The sequence below is a fragment of the Thiomicrospira sp. ALE5 genome, from assembly GCF_900112445.1.
Taxonomy (GTDB): Bacteria; Pseudomonadota; Gammaproteobacteria; order Thiomicrospirales; family Thiomicrospiraceae; genus Thiomicrospira.
Map to the genome: position 1 here is coordinate 1,074,687 of NZ_FOYY01000003.1, position 25,653 is coordinate 1,100,339.

General features: G+C 47.2%; 27 protein-coding genes. 13 read left to right on the top strand and 14 right to left on the bottom strand.

Annotated features, from left to right (window positions below; genetic code table 11):
- The first annotated feature begins 108 nt into the window (after positions 1-108).
- The 9 genes from BM293_RS05190 to hisI all read left to right on the top strand — a co-directional run bounded on the left by BM293_RS05190 (position 109) and on the right by hisI (position 8,404).
- Positions 109-2,931, top strand: coding sequence for a monovalent cation/H+ antiporter subunit A (locus BM293_RS05190; RefSeq protein WP_093447326.1), 2,823 nt, complete (start codon positions 109-111; stop codon positions 2,929-2,931).
- Complete coding sequence (locus BM293_RS05195; RefSeq protein WP_093447328.1) at positions 2,931-3,284, top strand: Na+/H+ antiporter subunit C; 354 nt, start codon at positions 2,931-2,933, stop codon at positions 3,282-3,284. Before BM293_RS05190 ends, BM293_RS05195 begins: the two co-directional genes overlap by 1 nt.
- Positions 3,281-4,801 (top strand): monovalent cation/H+ antiporter subunit D, encoded by a 1,521-nt coding sequence (locus BM293_RS05200; protein ID WP_093447329.1) that lies wholly within the window; start codon positions 3,281-3,283, stop codon positions 4,799-4,801. The genes BM293_RS05195 and BM293_RS05200 overlap by 4 nt, the downstream gene beginning before the upstream one ends.
- The gene (locus BM293_RS05205; RefSeq protein ID WP_200770610.1) at positions 4,801-5,295 is read left to right on the top strand and encodes a Na+/H+ antiporter subunit E; all 495 of its coding nucleotides are present in this window, start codon (positions 4,801-4,803) and stop codon (positions 5,293-5,295) included. Before BM293_RS05200 ends, BM293_RS05205 begins: the two co-directional genes overlap by 1 nt.
- Positions 5,289-5,558, top strand: coding sequence for a K+/H+ antiporter subunit F (locus BM293_RS05210; RefSeq protein WP_006460810.1), 270 nt, complete (start codon positions 5,289-5,291; stop codon positions 5,556-5,558). The genes BM293_RS05205 and BM293_RS05210 overlap by 7 nt, the downstream gene beginning before the upstream one ends.
- A gap of 9 nt (positions 5,559-5,567) precedes the next feature.
- On the top strand, positions 5,568-5,891 hold the full coding sequence (locus tag BM293_RS05215) for a Na+/H+ antiporter subunit G (RefSeq protein ID WP_006460809.1): 324 nt from the start codon (positions 5,568-5,570) through the stop codon (positions 5,889-5,891).
- A 105-nt stretch (positions 5,892-5,996) separates the two neighbouring features.
- The gene (locus BM293_RS05220) at positions 5,997-6,803 is read left to right on the top strand and encodes a glycosyltransferase (RefSeq protein WP_234968908.1); all 807 of its coding nucleotides are present in this window, start codon (positions 5,997-5,999) and stop codon (positions 6,801-6,803) included.
- 57 nt (positions 6,804-6,860) lie between these two features.
- Positions 6,861-7,937, top strand: coding sequence for a 3'-5' exonuclease (locus BM293_RS05225; protein WP_093447332.1), 1,077 nt, complete (start codon positions 6,861-6,863; stop codon positions 7,935-7,937).
- An 8-nt stretch (positions 7,938-7,945) separates the two neighbouring features.
- Positions 7,946-8,404 (top strand): phosphoribosyl-AMP cyclohydrolase, encoded by a 459-nt coding sequence (hisI, locus tag BM293_RS05230; RefSeq protein ID WP_093447334.1) that lies wholly within the window; start codon positions 7,946-7,948, stop codon positions 8,402-8,404.
- A 74-nt stretch (positions 8,405-8,478) separates the two neighbouring features.
- Here hisI and BM293_RS05235 read toward each other — a convergent pair whose 3' ends face one another.
- Positions 8,479-8,700 carry a hypothetical protein gene (locus BM293_RS05235; protein ID WP_093447335.1) on the bottom strand — a complete coding sequence of 74 codons (222 nt, stop codon included), beginning with the start codon at positions 8,698-8,700 and terminating at the stop codon, positions 8,479-8,481.
- Between the two features lie 131 nt (positions 8,701-8,831).
- Positions 8,832-9,749 (bottom strand): DnaJ C-terminal domain-containing protein, encoded by a 918-nt coding sequence (locus tag BM293_RS05240; RefSeq protein WP_093447337.1) that lies wholly within the window; start codon positions 9,747-9,749, stop codon positions 8,832-8,834.
- Positions 9,750-9,897: 148 nt separating this feature from the next.
- Here BM293_RS05240 and ppnN point away from each other — a divergent pair, with 148 nt between their 5' ends.
- Positions 9,898-11,277, top strand: coding sequence for a nucleotide 5'-monophosphate nucleosidase PpnN (gene ppnN, locus BM293_RS05245; protein ID WP_093447338.1), 1,380 nt, complete (start codon positions 9,898-9,900; stop codon positions 11,275-11,277).
- Between the two features lie 20 nt (positions 11,278-11,297).
- Positions 11,298-12,539 (top strand): DEAD/DEAH box helicase, encoded by a 1,242-nt coding sequence (locus BM293_RS05250; protein ID WP_093447340.1) that lies wholly within the window; start codon positions 11,298-11,300, stop codon positions 12,537-12,539.
- Between the two features lie 58 nt (positions 12,540-12,597).
- Here the strand turns inward: BM293_RS05250 and BM293_RS05255 are convergent, their stop codons facing one another.
- From BM293_RS05255 to rep, 9 genes are all read right to left on the bottom strand, one after another.
- The gene (locus BM293_RS05255) at positions 12,598-14,811 is read right to left on the bottom strand and encodes a methyl-accepting chemotaxis protein (RefSeq protein ID WP_093447341.1); all 2,214 of its coding nucleotides are present in this window, start codon (positions 14,809-14,811) and stop codon (positions 12,598-12,600) included.
- Positions 14,812-14,879: 68 nt separating this feature from the next.
- The gene (locus BM293_RS05260) at positions 14,880-15,428 is read right to left on the bottom strand and encodes a chemotaxis protein CheW (RefSeq protein WP_234968909.1); all 549 of its coding nucleotides are present in this window, start codon (positions 15,426-15,428) and stop codon (positions 14,880-14,882) included.
- 99 nt (positions 15,429-15,527) lie between these two features.
- The gene (truD, locus tag BM293_RS05265; RefSeq protein WP_093447343.1) at positions 15,528-16,565 is read right to left on the bottom strand and encodes a tRNA pseudouridine(13) synthase TruD; all 1,038 of its coding nucleotides are present in this window, start codon (positions 16,563-16,565) and stop codon (positions 15,528-15,530) included.
- A 15-nt stretch (positions 16,566-16,580) separates the two neighbouring features.
- Positions 16,581-17,063, bottom strand: a complete 483-nt coding sequence (locus tag BM293_RS05270; RefSeq protein ID WP_093447344.1) for a hypothetical protein — start codon at positions 17,061-17,063, stop codon at positions 16,581-16,583.
- A gap of 36 nt (positions 17,064-17,099) precedes the next feature.
- The gene (locus tag BM293_RS05275) at positions 17,100-18,041 is read right to left on the bottom strand and encodes a Tim44 domain-containing protein (RefSeq protein WP_093447346.1); all 942 of its coding nucleotides are present in this window, start codon (positions 18,039-18,041) and stop codon (positions 17,100-17,102) included.
- A gap of 110 nt (positions 18,042-18,151) precedes the next feature.
- Complete coding sequence (locus tag BM293_RS05280; protein WP_093447347.1) at positions 18,152-19,315, bottom strand: iron-containing alcohol dehydrogenase; 1,164 nt, start codon at positions 19,313-19,315, stop codon at positions 18,152-18,154.
- Positions 19,316-19,332: 17 nt separating this feature from the next.
- Entirely contained in the window at positions 19,333-19,680 is a 348-nt protein-coding gene (locus BM293_RS05285) for a type II toxin-antitoxin system PemK/MazF family toxin (protein ID WP_093447348.1), read from the bottom strand.
- Positions 19,677-19,952, bottom strand: a complete 276-nt coding sequence (locus BM293_RS05290; protein ID WP_093447350.1) for a ribbon-helix-helix protein, CopG family — start codon at positions 19,950-19,952, stop codon at positions 19,677-19,679. The genes BM293_RS05285 and BM293_RS05290 overlap by 4 nt, the downstream gene beginning before the upstream one ends.
- Positions 19,953-20,011: 59 nt before the next feature.
- On the bottom strand, positions 20,012-22,051 hold the full coding sequence (gene rep / locus BM293_RS05295) for a DNA helicase Rep (RefSeq protein WP_234968910.1): 2,040 nt from the start codon (positions 22,049-22,051) through the stop codon (positions 20,012-20,014).
- Positions 22,052-22,136: 85 nt separating this feature from the next.
- Between rep and BM293_RS05300 the strand changes: the two genes are divergently transcribed.
- A complete protein-coding gene (locus tag BM293_RS05300) occupies positions 22,137-22,685 on the top strand; it encodes a Uma2 family endonuclease (protein ID WP_093447353.1) in 549 nt (182 codons plus the stop codon).
- Between the two features lie 61 nt (positions 22,686-22,746).
- Positions 22,747-24,027, top strand: a complete 1,281-nt coding sequence (locus BM293_RS05305) for an O-acetylhomoserine aminocarboxypropyltransferase/cysteine synthase family protein (RefSeq protein WP_093447354.1) — start codon at positions 22,747-22,749, stop codon at positions 24,025-24,027.
- Positions 24,028-24,112: 85 nt separating this feature from the next.
- Here the strand turns inward: BM293_RS05305 and BM293_RS05310 are convergent, their stop codons facing one another.
- The 3 genes from BM293_RS05310 to BM293_RS05320 all read right to left on the bottom strand — a co-directional run bounded on the left by BM293_RS05310 (position 24,113) and on the right by BM293_RS05320 (position 25,609).
- Positions 24,113-24,370, bottom strand: a complete 258-nt coding sequence (locus BM293_RS05310) for a hypothetical protein (RefSeq protein ID WP_093447356.1) — start codon at positions 24,368-24,370, stop codon at positions 24,113-24,115.
- Between the two features lie 291 nt (positions 24,371-24,661).
- Positions 24,662-24,856, bottom strand: a complete 195-nt coding sequence (locus BM293_RS05315; RefSeq protein WP_143607741.1) for a hypothetical protein — start codon at positions 24,854-24,856, stop codon at positions 24,662-24,664.
- A gap of 102 nt (positions 24,857-24,958) precedes the next feature.
- Positions 24,959-25,609, bottom strand: a complete 651-nt coding sequence (locus BM293_RS05320; RefSeq protein ID WP_093447359.1) for a cupin domain-containing protein — start codon at positions 25,607-25,609, stop codon at positions 24,959-24,961.
- Positions 25,610-25,653: the final 44 nt, after the last annotated feature.

Sequence of the window (25,653 nt, forward strand, 5' to 3'; positions counted from 1 at the left end):
CAACCGCCCATAAGCGGCAATTTCGCTTACAAATTATTGACTTGGGCGCCTTACATGGTAAGCTTTCATGGTTGATAAACTTTATTTATAACTTCGATCAGGAAAAACATGAGCCTACTTGCCTTTAACTTGCCCATAGTAGCTTTGTTGCCCTTTGTTGGTGCGGCCTTAGCCGCTTGGGCTTCAAGATTTCATCGTGTTGCATCGGCATGGGTATCTGCGGGGATTACCGTCCTTGCCCTTGCCTTCCTTGCGCCGGCCATCAGCATACCTTTTGCCGGTGAAACTCTTATCCAAAGCTGGGCCTGGATGCCTAGCATCGGATTGGATTTTGCCTTTCGTTTAGATGGCTTGGCTCTGTTATTCGCCCTGCTCATTCTAGTGATTGGCTTACTCATCATTATTTATGCTCGTTACTATCTATCAACCAAAGACTCGATGGGACGCTTTTTTGCCTATTTAATGATGTTTATGGGTTCTATGTTAGGTATCGTTCTGTCAGAAAACCTATTGCAACTGGTGGTCTTCTGGGAGCTGACGTCGCTCAGTTCGTTTTTACTGATTAGTTATTGGCAACACCGTCAAGACGCTCGTCACGGCGCACGCATGGCGTTAGCTATTACCGGTGCAGGTGGTTTAGCGCTGCTTGGTGGGGTACTGCTACTGGGTCATGTTGTAGGTAGTTACAACCTAACCGATGTCCTTGCCGCAGGCGACATGATTAAAAACCACGAACTCTATCTGCCCATTTTGGTACTCATCTTACTCGGTGTGTTCACCAAGTCAGCACAATTTCCGTTCCATTTTTGGTTACCTCATGCGATGGCCGCACCGACGCCGGTATCGGCTTATCTGCATTCGGCAACCATGGTTAAAGCGGGCATTTTTCTGCTTGCGCGTTTCTTCCCGGCACTATCCGGCACGCCCGAATGGACATGGATTGTCGGTACAGCAGGCCTACTAACCTTTATGATTGGTGCCTATACGGCCATGTTTAAGCATGACCTTAAAGGTCTACTCGCCTACTCCACCATCAGTCATTTAGGTTTAATTACACTGTTATTTGGTTTTGGTACTCAAATGGCCGCTGTAGCCGCTATTTTCCATATTATTAACCATGCCACCTTTAAAGCCTCCCTATTTATGGTGGCCGGTATCATTGACCATGAAACCGGCACCCGTGATATGCGTAAACTTAGCGGTTTATTAAAATACATGCCTCATACTGCAGTGCTGGCGATGATTGCCGCGGCCGCCATGGCTGGTGTGCCGTTAATGAACGGCTTCTTGAGTAAAGAAATGTTCTTTGAACAAGCGGTATTTGCGACCGAAACCAGTGCATGGGCTTGGGCGATTCCGGTATTAGTCACCCTAGCTGCTATCTTCTCTGTTGCTTATTCATTACGCTTTATTCATGACGTGTTCTTTAATGGCGAACCGAAAGATTTGCCAAAAGTACCCCATGAACCACCGCGTTTTATGAAAATCCCAGTAGACTTATTGGTCGTTATTTGTCTTGCGGTAGGTATTTTGCCAATGTTTACTGTGGCGCCAATCTTAGCGGTAGCCGTTGCGGGTACCTTACAAGCCACACCGCCAGAATATAGTTTATCTATTTGGCACGGCTTTAACCTGCCATTAGTGATGAGTATGCTGGCATTAGCACTGGGTGTAGGGGTTTACATGATTCGTGAACGTCTATACAAGTTACATGACCAAATCTTAGGTCGTGTCGATGCCAGAGTCGGCTATAACGCATTGCTCAATGCCACACTTACCCTATCGTTAAGTGTCACGCGCCGCTTTGACAAAGGCTCGTTACAGCACGCATCGGTATGGGTGATAGGTGCAGGCCTGGTCGCCGGCGTGATTGGCTTTATGACGGTAGACGCGCCGCTGTTTGGTGACCGCGCCACTCTGCCAATTGATGCGGCATCCTTGACAGCGGCCATTGTGCTTATTGCCGCAACAATAATGACCGTTTTAGTGCATCGTCAGCGCTTTTTGAGCCTTATCTCTATCGGTGTTGTGGGGCTGATCATTGCATTAGGGTTTGTCAAGTTCTCTGCACCGGATCTAGCTTTAACGCAGTTATCAGTCGAAATCGTTACCATTGTGATGTTGCTTTTGGCCTTGTACTTCTTGCCACAAATCACTCCAAAAGAGGTTAGCAAATTACGTTTGGGACGTGATGGGGTTATTGCTGTCATTACAGGTATCGGCGTCACGCTGATGACGATGGCTGTATTGACTCGTGATTTCGCGCCGATTTCAGAGTTCTTCTTAGAGAACTCTGTTCCTGGCGGTGGCGGCACCAACGTGGTGAACGTTATTCTCGTTGACTTCCGCGGCATCGATACACTAGCTGAAATTGTGGTATTAGCTCTTGCAGGTCTAGGGATCTATGCCATGCTAGAAGGCATGAAACTTCCTGCAAGAGATCGTGATGCCCAAGGCAGACTGTGGAATCCAGATACCCATCCTGCAATTATGCAAACCCTCACTCGTCTGTTATTGCCGTTGATGTTACTCGTTGCTGTATTCATCTTCTTACGCGGTCACAACTTGCCTGGTGGCGGCTTTATCGCCGGCCTGATTGCTTCAGTTGCCCTCATAGTGCAATACCTTGCTAACGGCATTGATTGGACGAGTGATCGCCTTAAGGTCGATATGCATACCGTCATTGCTTACGGCCTATTAATTGGTACTGGAACCGGTTTAGTGTCGATTGCTATTGGCTTCCCGTTCCTAACCTCGACCTTTGAATATTTAACCTGGCCGGTAGTCGGTAAGTTCGAGGTCGCCAGTGCCATTGCATTTGATATCGGCGTATTCCTTGTCGTCGTAGGCGCAACGGTATTAAGCCTTGTTCAGCTTGGCAAGCTTAGCCGTGCCTCGCACGACTATGCTGCACAACAGGAGAAAAATTAATGGAATGGCTTGTCGCAATTGTAATTGGAGTCATGACCAGCGCGGGCGTTTACCTCACCTTACGTGCTCGCACCTTCCCGGTCGTACTCGGTCTGACATTACTAGCCTATTCGGCCAATGTCTTTTTATTCGCAATGGGACGCTTAACCATAGGACAGCCAGCGGTTATTGATGCCGCCGCTGCCGGCTATGGTGATCCATTACCACAAGCATTGGTATTAACTGCAATTGTTATTGCCTTTGGTATGACTGCTTTTTTAATTGTTTTGGCATTAAAAGCACGCAGTGAACTAGGTAATGATCATGTTGATGGTTTGCACCGCAGTCATGACGAGCAGGAGACTAAACAATGATGCAATTAACCGCTTTTCCGGTATTACTGCCATTAGTCGCCGGCTTTATTTTGTTGTTTGCACGTATGGGTGGCTTAAAGCTGCAGCGCGCACTTAACCTGCTTATTACGATTGGACTCATCTTTGTCAGCATTGAAATGCTTAAAGTTGCGAGTACGGGTGCGCAAGAAGTCTATTTATCCGGTAACTGGGCAGCGCCATTTGGGATCGTCTTTGTACTTGATCGTCTATCGGCGCTGATGGTGTTTATGACCGCCATCCTGGCCCTTGGCTCACTTTGGTATGCTATTGCGACTAACTACGATGCCAAAGGCAGTCATTTCCACGTGTTGTTCCAACTACAAGTGTTTGGTTTAAATGGCGCTTTTATGACCGGGGACTTGTTTAACCTGTTTGTATTCTTTGAAGTAATGCTATTGGCGTCTTATGGCTTACTACTACATGGTGGCGGACGTTTGCGTACCAAAGCCGGCTTGCACTATGTTGTAATTAACATGATTGGTGCCACGCTATTCCTGTTTGCCGTTGGTGCGCTCTATGGTGCAACTGGAACGATGAATATAGCGGATATGGCTAACAAGGTAGCGGATGCGCCGGCTGAATATCGCGGCTTAATTGCGGCAGCAGGCCTGCTACTACTAGTGGTATTCGGGATTAAAGCCGCAATGTTCCCGCTCTATCTGTGGCTCCCTACTGCTTATGCCAATACCTCCGCACCGGTGGCCGCCCTGTTTGCCATCATGACCAAAGTAGGTATCTACTCTATCATCCGTGCACATGGCACCCTATTCGGTGACGATGCGGGTGATTTAGCCTTCTACTATGCACCATGGGTGTTAGGTCTAGGGATTATCACCTTGGCACTCGCTGCGCTGGGTGTACTAGCCGCGCGCGGTTTACGCGAGCAGGTGGCCTACTTGGTATTAGCCTCTGTAGCAACCCTGCTGATCGGGGTAGGCATCGCAACGCCTGCCGCCGTCTCTGCTACCGTATATTACATGGTACATTCAACCTTAATTGCAGGCGGTATGTTCTTACTAGCCGATATAATTGCTCGAGGCCGTTGCGATACCGATGATCGCTTCGAATCATCGCCCATCATGGCCAATGGCGTGTTAATAGGCAGTGCCTTTATGTTCGGCGCCGTTGCCATGACCGGTATGCCGCCGCTTTCAGGCTTTTTTGGCAAAATGCTGATTTTAGGCGCGGCTTTAGAACATCAGTGGCTGGCTGCAGTTTTTGCGGTAGTACTCATCGCCAGCTTATTAAGCATTGTGGCCATGGCGCGTTCTGGTTCCTTGTTGTTTTATCGCACCCAGCCGAGTGAGCAAGCACCGGGTGAACCATTGAATAAATCTGCTTTTGTGGCCGTCGTCGCTTTATTTGCGACGGCACCGATTATGATTATTTTTGCCCACCCGATTACGGCCTACACGGATCTGATCGCAGCCCAAGTATTTGATGCAGCCAGTTATATTGATGCGGTACTTAGTGCACCAGCAACGGAGAGAAAATGATGCTTAAACGAGTCTTACCTCATCCGATTTTATCATTCATTTTATGGATAGCTTGGTTACTCCTTAACAACACGGTTGACCCAGGTCACATGGTGTTAGGTGCTATTTTAGCCATCTTCATCCCTTGGTTTACAGCGGCTTTTTGGCCAGAAAAAATCAAGGTACAAAAACCGGCTGTCCTGGCCAAGTTTTTTGCCGTCGTGCTTTGGGATATTATGGTGGCTAACTTTGCGGTGGCCAAATTGATCTTAGGGCGCAATGACAAATTGCAACCCGGGTTCTTTGAAGTGCCACTGGAAATTACGACACCCATTGGGATTAGTATTCTGGCGAACACCATCTCATTGACCCCAGGTACGGTGTCCTGCGACCTGTCACCGGATCAAACCAAATTGATTATTCACGCATTGCATATTGATGATCAAGCGCAAATGATTGCCGACATTAAACAGCGTTATGAGCGTCCATTGAAAGAGGTATTTGTCCCATGCTAGACATTGTCATTCCAATTGCCTTTGCCATGGTTAGCGTGGCTCTGTTCTTGAGTCTATACCGGGTCATTATTGGCCCCGAGTTACCTGACCGCATCTTAGCGCTGGATACGCTGTATATTAATTCGATTGCCCTATTGATTCTGCTTGGCCTGCATCTGGGCAGTGCGCTCTATTTTGAAGCGGCGCTGCTGATTGCGGTGATGGGATTTGTAGGCACCGTTGCGCTCAGCAAATACTTGCTGCGCGGTGACATCATGGAATAAGGACCGACTATGTTAGAGTTTATTTTATCGTTATTAATTTTAATCGGTGCCTTCTTTACCCTCGTTGGCTCGATTGGCCTCTATAAGCTGCCGGACTTTTATATGCGTTTACACGGCCCCACCAAAGCAACCACGCTCGGTGTAGGCGCGATTTTGATTGCCTCAGCGGTATTTTTTACCGTGCGGGGTGAAGGAATCAGTTTGCACGAACTCTTAGTTACGGTGTTCTTATTCATTACCGCACCTGTTAGCGCGCATTTGATGGCCAAAGCGGCATTACACATCAAAACCAAACGCCTTGAGCGCACCCAATCGAGTTTAAGCCAAGAGTAATACGAAGCAGTAATCTACTATTGACGCTAAAGCATTACATCCGGCTTAGCGTCACAAATCTTTCCATTAGCTGCCATCAACCTGTCACATTCACCCACTAGACTGATGCTAACAGCCTCCCAACCCGAATGGTTACAAACTCACCACGAAGACGCCGAAACCAAGTACCCCGAATATGTCTATGCCCGCACTAGGCTGCCACTTAAGTTAATGTATAGCTTGTTAAAACGATTTCATGCACCGGCACACACCACTTTTGCACCGTCAGACCACCTGATTACCGAGTTAGAACAACGCGGATTTGGACACCTCAAACGTCTGAGTCGTGGCGTCGATCAAACGCATTTTCACCCCGAAAAACGTCAAGACCTGCCTTATCCTAGACCAATCTATCTGTATGTGGGACGTATCGCGACTGAAAAAAATCTCGCCTCGTTTTTACGCTTAACCCTCCCTGGCACACATTTAGTGGTTGGAGACGGCCCAGATCGTGAGTTTTTAAGCAACCGTTACCCTAAAGCGGTATTTGTCGGTGAAAAATTTGGTGAAGAACTCGCCCAATATTATGCTAGTGCTGATGTGTTTGTTTTCCCTTCAAAAACGGACACCTTTGGACTCGTTAATATCGAGGCTATGGCTTCTGGAACACCGGTAGCGGCCTATCCGGTCACCGGCCCAATTGATATTGTGCAAAACGGGATAAATGGTCATCTAGATGACAATCTGTTTGAGGCCATTACCGAAGCCTTATCGGTCAAACGTCAAAAAGTGCGTGCCAGCGTAGCGCTATTTCAATGGACCAGTGTGACCCAAGATTTTTTAGCTAACTTGGCGCTAATTAATCATCAACCAAGTTCGTTGAATCAAGCCGAAAATAAACCCAAGCCGCTTACGTTATCAAAAGAAATCTAAGCGGTGCTAACTATAGCTGCTAAAATAGTTATTTTTAACTAGCCTGTCTTATTTTTCATGAATTCACCCCAACTCATTCTTATTGATAAACGCAACCAACCCCTTAAAGACTACATCGTTGCGGTTGCCGCCTCGGATGGTTTAGACATTAAAGGCGTTCAAGTCATTGCCTCACCCGCTAAAGGCGAAAAAGCACTGTTAACCGCGGGTTTACGCATTCCACCTCTTGAAGATTTTGATTTTGATACGCGAAAAATCGCGCAATATACGCTTGACCAACTCCTTATTGACGAGCAAGTAATCTGTTGCGATCGTTTTATTGAGCAGGCTACGAAGGAGGAAAAAGTAAGCAAAAGCCTACACAAGTCAAAACATAAACTGGCGCTAGCCATTGAAGCGCTAATTAGCGAGTTTACTCAGTCTAGTGTCACCGACTTAATTCGTGATAACCGTAATGATGCGCTTTACAAACTCAAACAGCAGGCCAAAAGTCTGAAGAACAAAACCATTCTGTGCCTTGATATTGAAGCAACAGATATTTCTACCAATCCAGATGCGGATGTTATTCAGCTATCAGTTTGTGACCTTGAGGGTAATGAAAAGCTCAATCAGCTCTACAATCCTGGCTACCCGATTCCACCCAATGAAAAACATACTATCACTACCGAGATGGTAGCCGATGCACCCAAAATTGAAGACTGCTGGCCCGACATTCATGCACTATTACAACAAGCTGACATTATTCTGGCTTACAGCACTGAAAGCGACTTTAACTACCTCAAAAACACGGCTGAGAAAAAACAACTTCCGTTTGAATTAGACTATGGCAAATGGTTAGATGTCGCTGAATTTAGTAAAGAACTGGTCGGTGCCATGCGCTGGCACTCAGAAAGAATGCATTGGTTTTGGAAAACACCGAAGCTGACCATTGCGTATGAGCGCATTCTTCACAAACCTTTTCCGGGTGATGCGCATGATGCCCTAGCGGATGCACGCGCCACCGCAGAGCTGATGCAGGGTATGCTAAAATTAGGTGCGAACTCAGATATTAAAGCCAAAGAAACGCCCAAAGCTGATGCCAAGGTATCCAATAACTTGTTTGCGATGGCGTTTGCTAAAGCGAAGAAAAAGTAGGCCAGACTATGCAACAACCCAAGACATTTTTAGACCTAGAAGCCGCCAAAAAAGGCGATCAATTTGATTGGTCTTTATTTAAAGAACAGCTTAAATTTGATCAAGACGGCTTAATGCCGGCTATTGCCCAACAGCATGACACGGGCGAAGTTCTAATGCTTGCCTATATGAATCTGGCTGCCCTTGAAGAAACGCTGGCTACCGGACGGGTGTGTTATTGGTCGCGCTCACGTCAAGCCTTCTGGCGCAAAGGCGAGGCCTCAGGACAAATTCAACGTCTTATCGAGGCTCGACTCGACTGTGATGGCGATACGCTACTACTACAGGTTGATCAAACCGGTCCTGCCTGTCACACAGGCCGTTCAAATTGTTTTTATAACGGTATTGATGAGCAACACCTCACCATCTTGTCCGATCCGCTAATTGACCCCAGCCAACTCTATGGCCACAGTCACAGCCACAAGTAGCCTCTACCAAATAAAAAAACCCGAGTAAACACTCGGTTTACTCGGGCGCCTTAGGAGAGTTTGGGGCGTGCTAATTATTCAGCAGAAGCAACTGATTCGCGCGCATCAAAATTCCAACTCAGGTAACCACCTGGCTGCTCTTCAAGCGTCGCAACCTGCTCTTCTGTTACAACTACCGCTGGCGCATCCAACTTACAACCAAACGCCCAACTAATTTCTTCTTCAGCCTGCGCTGATACAACCGTTGAACCCAAAACTAAGCCACCAGCTACGGCCATAGATGCAAATAATTTCATGTCAAACTCCTTTTTATGAATTACTCAATGTCAAAAGCAGTTTACATCCATACAAAAGACTTATCAACCCATAGAATAAAAATATATTATAAAAATCTAATATTAATAAACTCTAATTAGTTTTAATGCCATTACGGCCATTGTTCGCGTGGATTAAACCCGCGCTGTTGCGCCATTTGTTGATACCAGGCCTGGTCTTCCTCGGTCACTGCAGGTGGAATTTGAATCAATACCTGGACCACTAAATCACCGGCTGGCTTACCATAACCACGCCCTTTTAAACGCAACCGCTTGCCTGAGGGGGTATTTGGCGGCAGGGTTAATTGAATTTTGCCTTGCAAAGTTGGCAAGGTCACTTTGCCGCCCAAGGCGGCTTCCCAAGGGGTGACTGGCAAATCGAGCACCAGCTGCTCATCTTCAAAACGATAATAGGCATGCGGCAGTAAACTAATCGCTAAATACAAATCACCATGGGGGCCACCATGACGACCTGGCTGCCCTTGACCACTTAAACGGATTTTTTGACCGTTTTTTACACCGGCAGGAATCTTGACTTCCAGCGAGCGCGATTCATGACCCTTTGAAACCTTAATGCGTCGTTGCTGACCCGACATCGCCTCCTCGAGCGTGAGGCTAATGGCGACCTGCTGATCTTGTCCTTTAGCAGGCCTGGCACCGCCAAAGCCGCTGCCAAACGGATTGCCACCCGCACCGCCAAAACCACCCTGTCCCCGAAATAACGACTCAAACAAATCACTAAAGCCACCGGCACCGCCGCCCATGCCACCACCAAACATCTGCTCAAAACCCGGCGGTGGCTCAAACTGCTGACCTTGACGATAATTGCTGCCGAGCTGATCATACATGGCGCGTTTTTTATCATCACTTAAGACTTCATAAGCCTCACTAATGGCTTTAAATTTCGTTTCATCTCCGTCGGGCTTATCAGGGTGATAACGCCCAGCCAGTTTTCGATAGGCCTTTTTAATCGTGGCTGCATCGGCATTACGCTCCACACCCAGCGTTTGGTAGTAATCCTGAAATTCCATGGCATTCCTTTTTAAGCTCAATTTATGTCATTCATTATGGGGGCGATTGGGCGGTTTTCAAGCAAACCCTTATACGACAGACCTGTATTAGCAGTTGCTCAATCTAGCCAATCCCTTGATAATAACCAAGCTGACATTCGAGGTTTTTATGAGCGAACATCCTAACGCGTTATACATTCGGCCACAGGGCACGTTGCAAGTTTTATCCCAACACGAAGCAGAACAGCTTTGCGATACCAGTGAGCGAGGACTCAATGAATTATTTCGCCAGTGTTGCTTAGCCGTGCTTAATACCGGCAGCGACCTAGACAGCGGCTTAAAACTACTCGAAGAATATAAGAATTTCGATATAAAAGTTACCACGCGTGGTCGCGGTATCGAACTGATTATTTGCAATCCACCCGCCAAGGCGTTTATTGATGGCGAACTGATAGCCGGCTTAAAAGAACATCTGTTTGCGGTGGTGCGCGACCTGCTTTACACTCAAAACAGTATTTTAGATTCAGGCAAGTTTGATTTAAATAACTCCGCAGGTATTACCAATGCCGTATTCCATATGCTACGCAATGCCGAAGTCATGCACACAGACGAATCGCCCAACCTTGTGGTCTGTTGGGGCGGCCATGCGGTGCCACGTCATGAATATGAATATGCCAAACATGTCGGCTATTCACTCGGATTACGCAAGATGAATGTTTGTACCGGCTGCGGACCCGGCGTGATGAAAGCACCGATGAAAGGCGCCGCGGTTGGCCATCACAATCAACGATTTTTTAACCGTCGCTATATTGGTTTAACCGAGCCTGGTATTATTGCAGCGGAAGCACCGAATGCGGTGGTAAATGAGCTGGTGATTCTGCCCGACATTGAAAAACGCTTAGAAGCCTTTGTAAGATTAGGCCATGGCATTATTATTTTCCCGGGCGGACCTGGCACCCTTGAGGAATTGCTGTATATTCTAAGCATTCAACTCCACCCGAATAACCAAGAACAGGTGCTACCTTTAGTCCTCACCGGCAATCGTCATAGTGACGCATACTTTGAAAAAATCGAACAATTTATTGAACTGACCCTGGGTATGGAAGCGCTCTCCAAACTCAACATCATTATCGATGACCCTGAGGCGGTAGCACTCTACATGAAAGAGCAACTGAACTTAGTGCGCCAAGACCGTAAAGATACCAGTGATGCCTATTATTTTAACTGGCAGCTATATATCGACCCACCCTTGCAACAGCCATTTCATCCAACCCATGAGGCGATGGCTGGACTGAATTTAACCCGCAATCAACCGCTGCATTTACTTGCCTCTCAATTACGTTGTGCCTTTTCTGGCATCGTAGCGGGTAACGTGAAGGCCGAGGGGATTCGGGCTATTGCCGAAAAAGGGCCTTATCAACTGCAAGGCGACCCCGATATTATGGCTGCATTAGATGACCTACTGGCATTTTTAGTGGCTCAAAAACGCATGAAACTTGATGCAGCAGACTACCAGCCCTGCTATGACATTTTACGTGCAACTTTATAAAACCTAACAAGGCGTTTACTATGAATTTTGCCGATTTTGATCTTGATGACCGCCTACTTGAGGCGTTACGCGAGGTGCACTTTAACCGCCCTACCCCTATTCAACAGCAGGCCATTCCTGCATTGATGGCCGGCAAAGATGTCCTAGCCGGCGCAGCAACCGGTACCGGCAAAACCGCCGCATTTGTGCTACCGGTATTGCAACATATTATTGATAATCCACAGAGTTATTCACCCAATCCGCGCGCGCTATTATTAGCGCCCACTCGCGAATTGGCGTTGCAAATCCGCCAGGTGGTCAAATCACTCAGCCGTCACCTAGATTTGCGCTCGGTAGCGATTACTGGCGGTTTAGCCCAGGATAAACAGCGTGCTTTATTAACCCAACCTTATCAAATTTTGATTGCCACGCCCGGGCGCTTACTCAATCTGGTTGAACAAGACGAAATTGATCTATCTGAGCTCGAACTGGTGATGATTGATGAAGCCGACCGGATGCTCGATATGGGCCAAGGTCCAGATGTTTATGCACTCCTTGATGCGATTCCCGATAGCTTTCAAGCAGGGTTATTTTCAGCAACGCTATCAGGCAGTGGCATTGAACGCTTTGCACAACGCATGCTAGATGACCCAACGATTATTCAAGTCGATGCAGCCAACCACGACTCGGATCAAGTACAGCAGCTCCTTTACTTTGCTGATGACCGTGAGCATAAACAAACGCTACTGCGTACGCTACTCCAAGATGCCAGTTGCGAAAAAGCGCTGGTTTTTTGTAACAAAAAATCGCGCGCGATTGAGCTTAATGACCGGCTGAATACGGAAGGCCTGGCATCGCAGGTATTACATGGTGACTTCATTCAAGCGGCCCGTTTAGAACGAGTTAAACGCTTTAGCGAACACCCCAAACAAGTGTTAGTCGCAACAGATGTGGCTGCACGCGGACTCGATATTGCCAATATCACCCATGTGATTAACTTTGATGTCCCCTTGCGGGGCGACATCTACATTCACCGTATCGGGCGCACCGGACGTGCGCAACAGATGGGCATTGCGATTACGTTGGCAGAAGGTCATGAGCTCAAGGATATCGCGCGAATAGAGTATCACCTCAATAAGCGCTTGAATATCACCACCATGCCGGGTTTAGAAGCGCGCCTCAGTTTAAACAAACCGACGCGCGCCAAGAAAAAGCCGCACAAAAAGAAGTTGGCAAAAAAACTCGCCAAACAACCAGCTAAAAAGAGCTCCAAGCGACGTTAAAACGCATGATATAAAAAAACCTGCATATTGCAGGTTTTTTTAAAGTTTAAGCTATATCCTAAAATTCAGCCCACTCTTGATCATCTATTAGCGTTTTAGACTTCTTTTGTTCAGTTTTTACGGCTGGACTTTTTAAGGCAGGCGTATTAGCTACTTTGCTATCAGCCAAGCGTGGCGCAACACTCACACCTTCTCGTGTTTGAAAAAACTGCATCTGCTCTGATAACAGATCTGCTTGCTCACGCATACTTTCGGCGGCGGCAGAGGTCTCTTCTACCAACGCGGCATTTTGTTGCGTACCTTCATCAATTTGATTCATCGCCAACTGAAGCTGTTTTACGCCCTCAGATTGTTCTATCGACGCACTCGCAATTTGCTCGGACATTTGTGCTGCTTTTTCAATAGCACCGGTAATATTTAAAATCACATCGCCCGATTCATTGGCAAGGCGTGTACCTTGATCAATACGCGTCACACTCTCATTAATAAGCGCGGTAATATCTTTGGCTGCTTCAGCCGATTTTTGTGCAAGTGCTCGAACTTCACCTGCCACAACCGCAAAACCACGGCCATGTTCACCGGCTCTAGCCGCTTCAACGGCAGCATTTAATGCCAATAAATTGGTTTGGAAGGCAATGCCATCAATCAAGGTTACAATATCAGAAATTTTATGACTAGAAGCCTGAATCGCCGCCATAGATTCAATCGTTTGCTTCATCACTTCGGCCGCTGTCTTAGACTGCTTTTCTACTTCCCGTTCAAGCGCCGTTGCATCCGCTGCTTGCTGAGCGTTGTTTTGCACAGCATCACTAAAGCTCGTCATGGTAGCGGTACTTTGTTCAATCGCCGCCGCTTGCTGTTGTACCCGATCACTTAAATCGAGTGACCCCTGAGCGACTTCAAGCGAGGCATGGTTCACTAACTGTGCTGCATCCAGTGCAACAGCGACAACTTCAACCAACTTCCCAACGCTTTGATTCACAGCTTCGGTCAAAATTCTCAATTCACCATGATATTGGGTATCAATGGTTTTGGTTAGATCACCCTTAGACAGCGCCACAACCACTTTGGTTATGTCTGACATTGCATGCTCAAGGCCATCCATAGCTGAATTAACATTGTTTTTCATTATGGCAAGTTGACCACGCGCTTCTACCTCAACGCGGTGGCGGAACTTACCATTACTCATCTTATCCATAACTCGGTTGATATTTTCTACAACCTCATTAATGCTTGATAGGGCTTTATCAACTCGTTGACTGAAGGCATCAGGAACGCGTGGATCCATTTTGACATCAAACTGTCCTTCATTGAGCGCAGCCATCACTTTATCTAATTCAGCCATCATAAACTCAACGTTTTCTGCCGAGCCATTGACACCGCTTTTGAGATTAGCTAAATCACCGACCAAGTCTGCTTCGATGCGCTTTGAATAATCACCTTGCGCTATGGCGCCTACCACACCATTGGTTTCATTAATCGCCGATTGCACTTCAGTCAACATCGAGTTAAGACTTTGACCGATCTGATTTAGTTCATCATTGCGCTTATCAAATCGGGTCGAAAAATCCATTGTATTGGCTATATTGGTGACTTTATTAACCGTCGTGTCAATACCTGCACGGATATTTTTAATCACCGAAATAGCAAGTACCGCTACGATAAGAAAGGCTAATAACAACACCGACAATAAGGTATAGCTTAACAACTGTGCTTGACTGTTCGCATCCTCAGAAACCTGTGTGGATTGCCCAAGCAGCACGCGCCTAAAGTCTTGCCCCGCTTCTAAGGTTTGATTAAGCAGTGGATTCATTGTATTTAAGAGATGAATATTGGCATCGTGAAAACGATTCTGCTCATACATCACAATACCTTTTTTGGTTTCTTCAATATAGCGATGCGTAAGATCCAGATAGCTTTGAGCATTCGATAAAAATTCAGCCGATGCGGGGAATTCACTAAACGCCTGAAATTGTTCACTTATACGTTGATGGATACGGTGCATGTGATCAAGGTGCATTTCAGTTGGATGATCATGCAAAGCCACAATATGTGGTTGACTGGGATCATGTTGTAGCGTCAATAAATATTGATTATGATTACGTAAAATTAAGGCATCAACATTGGATAACGAACGCATTTGCGAAAGATCCTCAATATACACCATAGATTTTGTTGTTCTATCCATACCAATGTGACCAACCAAACCGACAACACTTAGTGCGGCCAAACTGACCACTGCTAATAAAATTAAACGCGACTTTATTGTCATTCTCTACACTCTTTTAACTCAGCTTAAGCTGGTACCTTTTATTTTTTAAAAATTATTTATGGCAGTTATTAGGCAACCGCTAAAAACTCACTTACTTCTTCGTAAATACCCTGATTAATCATTAAATCGACATTCAAAATAATAATCATGGTGTGATCTAACGTAGCTAAACCTTTCACAAATTCACCACTGACTCGCTTGGTATCACCAAAACTAGGTGCTGGTTGAAGTTCAGCCAAATTGACATCGTAAACATCCGAAACGCCATCAACAACCAGACCAATGGTTTTTTGTAACACTTCATCGCTACCTGAGACTTGATAGTTAAAGTGCGTAATAATCACCACCGTCGCATCGTTATAAACCACTTCACCAATTTTAAAGCGTTGACGAAGATCAACAATCGGTACCACCGCTCCGCGCATGTTTATGACGCCCTTAATGTACTCAGGCGTGTTGGGTAACTCCGTTGGCGGCTCCCAACCTCTTATTTCTTGCACGCGCAAAATATCCAAACCATAGGTTTCCGCACCTAAAATAAACGTTAAAAATTGGTCTTGAGCTTGATTAGGGGTTTCATCAACATTCTCCCCCATCTGGGCTTTTTCTATTTCCATGGCATTCTCCTTATAGAGCCATTTCAAAACATCAAACTAGCATAGCAATTAACATTTACATCTTATCAAAACTACAAGATTTAAGCATAATTGATGTTTTTAATATGATTGAATAAGCTCACGCAATAGGCTGGTAGCATACTGCCCCGCTTTCAGTTCAAACGCTATATTTAGATCATGCCTAAGCTGCTTATCCACACTAAGCCAGCTCCAACATAGTTCTTTCACCATCATACGCAGCGCCCTGCGATCCGTCTTAAGGCCTAGGCTAATCAAACCCTGGCACCAGGCCTGGTAATCCTGTAAAACACCCGTTTCTAATTGCAGTGCGTCTAAGGTCGCCGGTGATGGCTCCACTCCCACTAAAGGGCCAGTTGGATGCAGATCATACTCCAACACGCGCTGAGCTAAATCGGCACTGCCATCATCCACAAACCACTTGGTTGACCCTTCAAGCTGAAAGACATCACCCGAGCAGGCCTGGTTCCAATTCGCCTGTCGCACTCGCTCGGCAAGTACTTGATTAAAAAGAAAGGAACGTGCGGCAGAAATATACAAACTTCGCTGTGCCGGCCTTAATCGCGTCAACTCCCCAGCAAACAAACGCTGCGCCATCACTAAATTATGTTCGTTGCGACCAAAACGCTGGGGACCATAATAGTTGGGCACGCCAGCAGTAGCGATCTGTTGTAGCCGTGCATCAAGCTGAACGGGATCAGCCGTCACCTCGCGCAAGCGAATAATAAACCGATTGCCTTTTAAGCCACCGGTTTGTAATTTTCGCTGATGACGAGTAGACGACAAAATCCTAACCCCTTCAATCTGCCACTGCGCCCATTCCGGATCGACCTGCCCCGGCAAATACAAACTAAACCATTGGCGGGTGATGCCATGACGGTCTTTTAAACCGGCAAAACCGATATCACGCAACCGGATATTGGCTAACTTTGCGAGTTGTTGCGCTACCCAGTCGGTGTTTTGGCCCGCTTTTTCAACCCATAGCCACAGATGTTCACCTTGACCAGTTAATGGATAGGATAGAATTTCTTCAACTTGAAAATCAGCAAGCTGTTGTTTAAATTGTGCACAGCCTAAGGGACCACCAAACGCATAGGGGAGTTGTGCTATGTGCGACATACAAAGTCCAATAGATTAGATGTTTTCAAACACCCGTTGTGAAATAGGGAAGACACCAGGCTCGGCAGGATCGTCAAGATAGAGTCTAAGCTCTAAACGTTTAATATTGCCTGGTCGAATATAGTCATCAATAAATTGACGAGAGCCGGGCGGGTCGTCACGGCCAAGATATACATAGAAATTGCGTAATTGACAGGGATTGCTTGGATCCGACGCTTGATGACGCAACCAACTGCCACCCGCCAACTGATAACCATCAAAGGTTTCAATACTCATAGTGTGATAGATAGATTTACGCACCTTTAAGGGTTCGTTTAAACAAATCTCTAACACCCGGTTGAAGTTGCCCGATCCCCGATCAACATTCACCAAAACTTGGGCACTATCAATACTTAACGGCCCCTGTTGAGAGCAGCCTGGTAAGGTTAAAAGACCCACCGTAACGAACAACGCCATGACCGGCAGTGAAATGCGTTTAACTATTCCCTGACAACTCATGGCGTTGCTCCTAGATGATATCACTAAGCAAATTGATTAAGCCTGTTGCTGAATACCGGCAATTTGCCAGTTACCCTCACCCGCCTGTAAACGACGAATATGCCAAATTTCATTAAAGGCATGGGCATCGTCATCACGACTTTCTTTAATATAGCCGCTAAAACGAATGCTGACCACAAAATAATCACCATCAATCGACTGATCCACTAACTCACTGTTCAAAGTATCAATTTCAGTGTAGTTTTCTCCGACCACGATCTCATCCATCATCGACTTAAGCTCAGCAAATAACTCTGGCGTACAGTAACTTTCAATTTCTGACGCATCGCCTTGATCCCAAGCTTTTTGCACGCTTAAGAAATGCTGTTTTGCGCCTTCTACAAAGGCATCGGGATTAAACCAAGTCGGTGTGTCAACATGATGTAATGCATTAATACCCAAACCAGAACCAATCATTGAACCGCTATAATTCGGATCATATTGCGGACTTTGATTAACCGGACTCGCTGTCGGCGCCTCACGATATTGAGTTGGGGCTGGGGCGCGCTCTTGCGGTGCAGCTGCGCCCGCCGCACCGGCATATTGGCCTGATTGACGCGCACGCCAGGCACGAAATAGCATAAACAAGCCAAAGGCAAGCGCACCAAACAGCAAAATATCCATAAACTGCAGACCATCAAAACCATCACCAAAAAACATCCAAGCTAATAACCCACCGGCAGCCAGGCCTGCTAAGGGTCCCAACCAACGTGAAGTACCCGAGTTCGCTACTGCTTGCTGGCGCTGTGCTTGACGTTGCTGCTGTTGTTCTTGACGTTGTTGACGCTGTTGCTGTTGCTGCTGGCGCTGATGTGCCGGCATAGAGTGCTGCTTACCAAAACTGCCCCCGCCACCAAAACGCTTGGCATCGGCCGGTTGAGGCATGATTAAAATGGCCCCTAATACTAAACTGGCAAAGACTAATAGTCCGTTTTTCATTGATCTGACTCCTTATCAGCTTGATCGACCTTTAATCGCAAAAGTATAACAAAAACGACACCTAGCACGGCTAAATTCCCGCACCAGCTGATGGATACTTTATGCAAACCTTATAGTGCCGCCAAGATCGCCTCCCTTAAAACCTGATCGGACAGCACCAACGGATTGCCCAGCATACTACCCGCGCGGCAGCTTTGCAGAACCGGCGCCAGGTTATCCTGAGTTAAGCCAAAATCAGCCAAACCTTGTGGAATTTTATCGGCCACCAACTGTTCCAAAGCCATCACCAGGCCTGGTAATTCTGGGCTGCCGGTTAATAACTCGGCCACCTGTGAATATTTAGCCAAGGTCATGGCTGCATGCGGCGCATCGGAACCCAACAAAGCGTCGATATTTAAACGGGTAATCGGTGCTAATAATTTGGCGCAGACCAGACCATGCGGGGCATCAAAATAAGCACCAATCGGCCCAGCTAAACCATGCACCGCCCCCAATCCGGCATTGGCCAAAGTCATACCCGATAAACTCGCCGCTAACATTAACTGACCATAACCTTGTTGCTTGGTCACCTCATCTTCGGCCTCAATCATCTCAAATGCGCCATTAAACAACGCCATCCCCTGCCAGGCTAAGGCATCGGTTATAGGATTGGCCTTCAGCGTCACAAAAGATTCAAGCAACTGGGTGAAGGCATCCATCGCGGTTGGATAGAGCACCGCATCCGGGCAATGAGGTAAAAACGCCGGGTCTAACCAGGCCTGGTTAGCCAATAAACGCGCATCTCGAAACGACTTTTTGTATTCGCCGAGCTTTGAAATAACTGCATTTTTAGTGGTTTCCGATCCCGTGCCTGCGGTGGTCGGCACAGCGATAAAGGGCACAGGTTGTTGTTGCAGCGTTCGCCCGCAACCGACACCTTCTAAATAATCCATCACCGAATAACGCTCCGGCAGCAGGCCTGCTACCGCTTTCGCCGCATCCAATACACTGCCACCGCCAAAACCTATGACCAGTTCAATGTCTAGCGGTGCATCTGCCACCAGCTTATCCACCACCTCAGGCGAAGGTTCTCCGCGCACGATGACGCGATGCACCTCACGCTGTGCCAACACAGACTGCAAGCGCGGTTCCACAAAGTGCTGATCGGCATAACCACTGCTAATTAACATCAGTCGCTTTTGAGTCTGCGCCAAAATGGATTCCGCTAATCGGCTATCAGTACAACCCCAGCCAAATTCAATCGCCGGCATTTGCGCAAATGAAAAGCTGTTCATAACCTCTCCTAAATTCATTACGCGAACCCTAGCATCAGCTTGAGCTTGGATTCTATTTCTGTTAATTCTGGCTGGGTTAACCGCGTTATAACATCAGACTGAATGCGGTTTTTATCAATCGAACGGGTTTGTTCAAGCACAACATAGGAGGTTTTTAATAGACGTTCACGCGGCGGAATCTCAACCCTTAAAGCCGCCAACTCTGGCCAAAACTGGGTGGTCAAGGGTACCACCATCACAACCGGTAATCCCGCTTCAATCAAGGGTGTTGCGGTTAACACCACGACTGGCCTAATTTTGCCGATTTCTGCGCCTTGATTTGGATTGAGTCGGGCGAGCACCACGTCCGCGCGTACAAAACTCACTGCCACCAACCTTTTACGGCCTTATCTGGCTCGACTTCGGTGGCTGAAAACTCGCCACTCATTTCGGCGATATGCTGTTGGAGTAATGGCGAGCTTTGAATGGATTGGGCCGCCTCTACCATCGCTTGCAAAGCAAGTTCTTGTTGCGTTTGCTGCACAAAGCGCTCCAAAGCACGGCGTGCAAAATCTGAACGCGTTAATTGCTGTCTTGCCGCTAAATCACGAATTTGGTGCTCTAAGCTCTCTGGCAAACGTAAGGTTAATGTGCTCATAGCCTTCTCTCAGTACAATACGTACTACAAATTGTAACACAGCAAGCGTAATTAATAGACTACTTGGCTTTGGCGGCTAACAAGGCGCGGATTTGCTCGAGCTGCGCATTACCATGCGCTTTCACCTCTTCCTTGCTTAACTCAACACCAGGTTTGCCTTCCCACTGCAACACCTCTTGTGGCAATTCATATAAAAACCGGCTCGGCTCACAAGGCGTGTCTTCGCCATACTTACGGCGCTTTTGGGCATAGGTGATCGTCAGCGAACGCTGGGCACGGGTAATGCCGACATAAGCCAAACGTCGCTCCTCTTCCAGGCCGGGGGATTCGAGGTTTTGCTTGTGTGGCAGCATTTCTTCTTCCACGCCGATTAAAAACACATGTGGAAACTCCAACCCTTTAGACGCGTGCAAGGTCATTAGGCTAATCATGTCATGCTCTTTTTCGTCTTCGTTGCGCTCCATAATATCCATCAGCGTCATGTGCGACACCACCTTGGCTAATTTAAGCTGGTCACCGTCTTCCTCATCGGCTTTTTTAACAATCCGTTCAATCCACAGCAGCAAATCGCGCACGTTTGCTATGCGTTTTTCAGCGGTTTTAACTGAGCTGGCCGTTTCCATCAGCCAATTATCATATTCAATTTTATCTAACACACCGCGCACAAAGGCCACCATCTCAACGCCTTCGACCGACTCGGCCTCCTTAACCCAATCCAATAACACCTGCCCAAACAATTGCACGCGCTTGAGCGATTTTTCTGACAAGATTTGGGTTAACCCAAACTCTTGGGTGGCATCAAACAGGCTGATGCCTCGGTTGGTCGCATAGGTCGCCAGTTTTTCAAGCGTTGTGGCGCCGATCTCACGCCGCGGGGTATTGATAATGCGCAAAAACGCGGCATCATCATCGGGATTCACAATCAGCTTCAAATAAGACATCACATCTTTAATTTCAGCCTTATCAAAAAACGACTGGCCGCCCGATAAAATATAAGGCAAATTTTGCTCACGCAGCGCACGCTCAATTAAGCGGGCCTGGTGATTACCGCGATACAAAATGGCATAGTCGCGGTTTTTAGTGCGATGCTGAAATTTATGCACCACTAATTCCGACACCACCCGCTCGGCTTCTTGGTTTTCATTGGCGCAGGCAATCACCCGAATCGGATCGCCCATGCCCATTTCACTCCACAGACGCTTTTCAAACACGTGCGGGTTATTTGCAATCAACTGGTTAGCGCTATTCAAAATACGTTGGCTAGAGCGATAATTTTGCTCCAGTTTCACTAAATGCAAGCCGGGGAAATCCTGCTGCAACAACGCCAAGTTTTCTGGTTGTGCACCTCGCCAAGCATAAATCGATTGGTCGTCATCACCCACCACGGTCAACTTGCCGTTTAGCCCGACCAACTGGCGCACTAGTTTATATTGCGCCGCATTGGTGTCTTGATACTCATCCACCAACAAATAGCGCACTTTGTTTTGCCATTTTTCTAAAATTTGCGGCTGTTCGTTAAACAAACGTACCGGCAAACCAATCAAGTCGTCAAAATCGACTGCATTATACGCGTGGAGTTGTTTTTGATAAGCGGCATACAGCCGCGCACGCGCCTGGCCCAACGGGTCTTCAGCCATCTCTAGGGCAATTTGCGGGTCAAGATGTTGGTTTTTCCATGCCGAAATCTCCCACTGCACGCCGGCGAGCTCTTCCGGATCCAGGTCATTTTTTTTCATCAACTCTTTCAGAATTTGGCCGCTATCGGTCGCATCCATAATCGAAAAATTGGCTTTGTAATTGAGCGCCTTATATTCCTGACGAATAATGTTTAAGCCCAGATTATGGAAGGTGGACACATTTAAGCCTTTCGCCGGGGTATCGACCATCAGTTTGGTGACCCGCTCTTTCATTTCCCGCGCGGCTTTGTTGGTGAAGGTCACCGCATAAATCTGGTGCGGCTTATAGTCGTGCTTGCGCACTAAATGGGCGATTTTTTCAGTGATAACACGCGTCTTTCCACTGCCGGCGCCTGCTAGCACCAGCAAGGGCGTATCAATGTGCAATACCGCTTCAAGTTGACGGGGGTTTAAACTGTGCATTGTTTGCTGAGCATCTGATTTAAAAGGTAGAATATGATAAAACATATTGCAACGGCATGAAGCCTAAGTTCAAGGAGTCGCCATAATGAAGCCAGCATTTTTTCCGCACTATACGGTCCAAGATTACGAGATATGGCAAGGCGACTGGGAATTAATTGGCGGATTTCCGGTTGCGATGTCGCCTGCGCCGGTGATAAGTCATCAATATGTCAATGGTGCTTTCTTCCGCCATTTTGACGAACAACTTGAAAACTGTGCCAAGTGTCACCCACTACAAGAATCAGATTGGCGTATCTATGACGATACTGTGGTACGCCCTGACACGGTGATCGTATGCTATAAGCCCGACAAGTTTTTAACTAAGCGCCCGGAACTCATTATCGAAGTACTCTCCCCTTCGACGGCACGCCTAGATGAAACCACCAAACTTGAACTCTATCAAACCGAAGGGGTACCTTATTACATTTTGGTTGATCCAACCAAACTGATCGCCAAGGTTTATCAGCTCAAGGATGGTCGCTACATTAAAGTGAATGATTTCATTAATGGTCAGTGCTCTATCGAACTGAGTGACTGTGCATTTGAATTGGATTTTGGTTTAGTATTTGACCGCGTGCGCAAGGTACTGGATTAAAAGGACAAAAATACATTTGCCCAACTCGACTGGCGCTAAACAACCACAATTAGGAGAAACCATGAAGCTTGAAACTATTGCATTACATGGCGGTTATCAGCCGGAAGACACCACCAAGTCGGTGGCAGTGCCGATTTATCAAACCACATCGTTTGCGTTTGATGATGCGCAACACGCAGCCGATTTATTTGACCTCAAGGTTGCAGGCAATATCTACTCGCGCATTATGAACCCGACTAATGCGGTACTGGAAAGCCGTATCGCTGCAATGGAAGGCGGCATAGCAGGCCTAGCGGTGTCGTCCGGCATGGCCGCGATTACCTACACCATTCAAACCCTGGCCGAAGCCGGTGATAATATTCTCAGCACCGGCGAACTTTATGGCGGCACTTACAACCTGTTTGCCCACACCTTGCCGCGCCAAGGATTAGAGGTGCGTTTTTTTAACAAGGATGCCGCAGATAATGAGATCGCACAGCTGATTGATGCCAACACCAAGCTGCTCTATTGTGAAACCGTCGGCAATCCATCCGGCGGCATTGCCGATATTGAACGCTTGGCAAAATTAGCGCACCAACACGGCATTCCGCTGGTCGTCGATAACACCGTGGCATCACCGGTACTTTGGCGACCGATTGAACAGGGCGCGGATATTGTGATTCATTCGGCCACTAAATATATTGGCGGCCACGGCACCACCATTGGTGGCGTGATTGTCGATTCCGGAAAATTCCCCTGGGCAGAGCATGCCGAGCGTTTCCCGTTATTGAATACGCCGGATGTGTCTTATCATGGCGTGACCTACACCCAGGACTTTGGCGCGGCAGCGTTTATTGCGCGGTGTCGCGTGGTACCACTGCGTAATATGGGCGCGGCCTTGTCACCGATGAATGCGTTCCAATTACTGCAAGGTTTGGAAACCCTGGCTTTGCGCATGGAGCGAATTTGCGACAACACGCAAAAAGTTGCTGAATTCTTAGCCCAACACCAACAAGTGGCTTGGGTGAACTATGCAGGCCTGGCGAGCCACAAAGACTACGCACTGGCCAACAAGTACTTAAATGGCAAAGCCTCCGGCATTCTCAGTTTCGGCTTAAAATCGGGGCGTGAAGGCACGCGTCAATTCTATGACGCGCTGCAAATGATTATTCGTTTGGTGAATATTGGTGATGCCAAATCTTGTGCCAGCATTCCGGCAGAAACCACCCATCGCCAACTTAATGATGCAGAACTCAAAACTGCCGGTGTGTCACCGGAAATGGTACGGTTATCTATTGGCATTGAACATATCGACGACATCCTCGCCGATATAGACCAAGCCCTCACCGCGGCTAAAGCTTAAAGCAAAAATCCCCGCTTCACCAGGCCTGGTGAAGCGGGGATTATTCGCTGTTTTTACAGGCTTTATAAAAATCTTAAACCTGTGACTAACACTTATCCGTTGGGCAGCTTGAGCAACCGATTTGTTTTTTATTAAAAATCCGCTGATACAACATCACCGCCACCAAGGTGCTAATCACACTCAACGCAATCAGCGGCCAAAACGCCGGAATCATCTCCCAACCGACCGCCAAGGTGATCTCGCTGTGCGCATCCAAACGCTCTACCAAATGCCAATTTTCTAAATGGCTATCTAAATAATAAATCAACAACCCTACCGCAATAATCAGCGCCACAATACACATTTACATTTCTCCTAATAGATGACACAACCAGGCCTGGTTGTTGATCGAACAATTTCCATTTGATATCTAGCACCGCCATCAGCTCATTGCCACGATAAATCATCAGATTTATAATTGTGACTCCGAAAGCGCAAGCTTTTTAAACCGACATTAATAAACTCATTAATCACTTGAGTTGAAATCATGCTAGGCTGGCCAAATAAAACACTGTTCGCCCTTTCCGCCTTTTCTGCTTCTGTGCTTGAGTAGGCATAGATGAGTATATTCGTGTCGAAAAAAAGCCTTCATTGCTTAACGCTCATTCGCTTCATCACGATTAAACTTGAAGTCACGAGCATCAATCGCTAATGCCGATAAACGCTGACGTTCCCTAGGCGCATCGTCGGTTTCGATAACAACTCGAGCATGCTTGTTTTTAAACTGCTCAAAATTCGAAATCTTGAGATATTCATTGACCACATCGGCTTCAAATTCAATGGCATACATTTTAATCAACTCATTTGTTAACACTTAGTATAAGGTATTTATGACAATTTTAAGATACTACCCTTGCAATGGGCGTGAGCTCTACATGAATTAGTCAAGAAATTACAAATGCCCTGTTTTTACCCAAATCAAGGTGTCTTGCTCAACATAGGGATGATGACGACTTGCATGCGGACTGCGCAACCAACTGCCTTTAGGATAGCGACCGTGCTCATCAATAAACTCTCCCTCCAGTACAAAAATTTCTTCACCACCATAATGCGTATGAGGCTGAAACACCTCACCAGCAGGCCACCAAACCAAAGCCGTATGCTCAGTGCCATACTGATGCAATCCCATCACCTTGAGTCCACCATGCCCCGCTTGCCAGGCCTGCCCTTGTGTATTTATCGCCAAAGTCTGGGTATCGCCCGGCTGAAATTGCTCCAGTTTCACAAACAACACGCAGCCCTCTTTGGAAAACGGCGCATGTTGCGAACCAGGCGGATTGCGTAAATAACTACCGGCGGGATAATCGCCACACTCATCAGAAAACACCCCTTCCAACACAAAAATCTCTTCCCCTTGAGGGTGTTGATGCGGTGGAAAAGCCGAACCGGGCATAAACTGGACAACACTGGTGGTGCGACCAGACTCGGCGGCCTCACGCTCCAACGGTTTGCGCTGCACACCATCGGCACGACTGCCAAACCAGGCCTGCTTGGTGGTGTTCACCAGGACACGCTGGGTTAAATCTAAGTTTATTTCGTCCATTACCATTCCTTTCACTGATCTTAAACCTACTTGACCACCTTCGC

Bases quoted from the DNA above. Each gene is read 5' to 3' on its own strand.
- BM293_RS05190 (WP_093447326.1), top strand. From the start codon at position 109: ATGAGCCTACTTGCCTTTAACTTGCCCATAGTAGCTTTGTTGCCCTTT.
- BM293_RS05195 (WP_093447328.1), top strand. From the start codon at position 2,931: ATGGAATGGCTTGTCGCAATTGTAATTGGAGTCATGACCAGCGCGGGC.
- BM293_RS05200 (WP_093447329.1), top strand. From the start codon at position 3,281: ATGATGCAATTAACCGCTTTTCCGGTATTACTGCCATTAGTCGCCGGC.
- BM293_RS05205 (WP_200770610.1), top strand. From the start codon at position 4,801: ATGCTTAAACGAGTCTTACCTCATCCGATTTTATCATTCATTTTATGG.
- BM293_RS05210 (WP_006460810.1), top strand. From the start codon at position 5,289: ATGCTAGACATTGTCATTCCAATTGCCTTTGCCATGGTTAGCGTGGCT.
- BM293_RS05215 (WP_006460809.1), top strand. From the start codon at position 5,568: ATGTTAGAGTTTATTTTATCGTTATTAATTTTAATCGGTGCCTTCTTT.
- BM293_RS05220 (WP_234968908.1), top strand. From the start codon at position 5,997: ATGCTAACAGCCTCCCAACCCGAATGGTTACAAACTCACCACGAAGAC.
- BM293_RS05225 (WP_093447332.1), top strand. From the start codon at position 6,861: ATGAATTCACCCCAACTCATTCTTATTGATAAACGCAACCAACCCCTT.
- hisI (WP_093447334.1), top strand. From the start codon at position 7,946: ATGCAACAACCCAAGACATTTTTAGACCTAGAAGCCGCCAAAAAAGGC.
- BM293_RS05235 (WP_093447335.1), bottom strand. From the start codon at position 8,700: ATGAAATTATTTGCATCTATGGCCGTAGCTGGTGGCTTAGTTTTGGGT.
- BM293_RS05240 (WP_093447337.1), bottom strand. From the start codon at position 9,749: ATGGAATTTCAGGATTACTACCAAACGCTGGGTGTGGAGCGTAATGCC.
- ppnN (WP_093447338.1), top strand. From the start codon at position 9,898: ATGAGCGAACATCCTAACGCGTTATACATTCGGCCACAGGGCACGTTG.
- BM293_RS05250 (WP_093447340.1), top strand. From the start codon at position 11,298: ATGAATTTTGCCGATTTTGATCTTGATGACCGCCTACTTGAGGCGTTA.
- BM293_RS05255 (WP_093447341.1), bottom strand. From the start codon at position 14,811: ATGACAATAAAGTCGCGTTTAATTTTATTAGCAGTGGTCAGTTTGGCC.
- BM293_RS05260 (WP_234968909.1), bottom strand. From the start codon at position 15,428: ATGGAAATAGAAAAAGCCCAGATGGGGGAGAATGTTGATGAAACCCCT.
- truD (WP_093447343.1), bottom strand. From the start codon at position 16,565: ATGTCGCACATAGCACAACTCCCCTATGCGTTTGGTGGTCCCTTAGGC.
- BM293_RS05270 (WP_093447344.1), bottom strand. From the start codon at position 17,063: ATGAGTTGTCAGGGAATAGTTAAACGCATTTCACTGCCGGTCATGGCG.
- BM293_RS05275 (WP_093447346.1), bottom strand. From the start codon at position 18,041: ATGAAAAACGGACTATTAGTCTTTGCCAGTTTAGTATTAGGGGCCATT.
- BM293_RS05280 (WP_093447347.1), bottom strand. From the start codon at position 19,315: ATGAACAGCTTTTCATTTGCGCAAATGCCGGCGATTGAATTTGGCTGG.
- BM293_RS05290 (WP_093447350.1), bottom strand. From the start codon at position 19,952: ATGAGCACATTAACCTTACGTTTGCCAGAGAGCTTAGAGCACCAAATT.
- rep (WP_234968910.1), bottom strand. From the start codon at position 22,051: ATGCACAGTTTAAACCCCCGTCAACTTGAAGCGGTATTGCACATTGAT.
- BM293_RS05300 (WP_093447353.1), top strand. From the start codon at position 22,137: ATGAAGCCAGCATTTTTTCCGCACTATACGGTCCAAGATTACGAGATA.
- BM293_RS05305 (WP_093447354.1), top strand. From the start codon at position 22,747: ATGAAGCTTGAAACTATTGCATTACATGGCGGTTATCAGCCGGAAGAC.
- BM293_RS05310 (WP_093447356.1), bottom strand. From the start codon at position 24,370: ATGTGTATTGTGGCGCTGATTATTGCGGTAGGGTTGTTGATTTATTAT.
- BM293_RS05315 (WP_143607741.1), bottom strand. From the start codon at position 24,856: ATGTATGCCATTGAATTTGAAGCCGATGTGGTCAATGAATATCTCAAG.
- BM293_RS05320 (WP_093447359.1), bottom strand. From the start codon at position 25,609: ATGGACGAAATAAACTTAGATTTAACCCAGCGTGTCCTGGTGAACACC.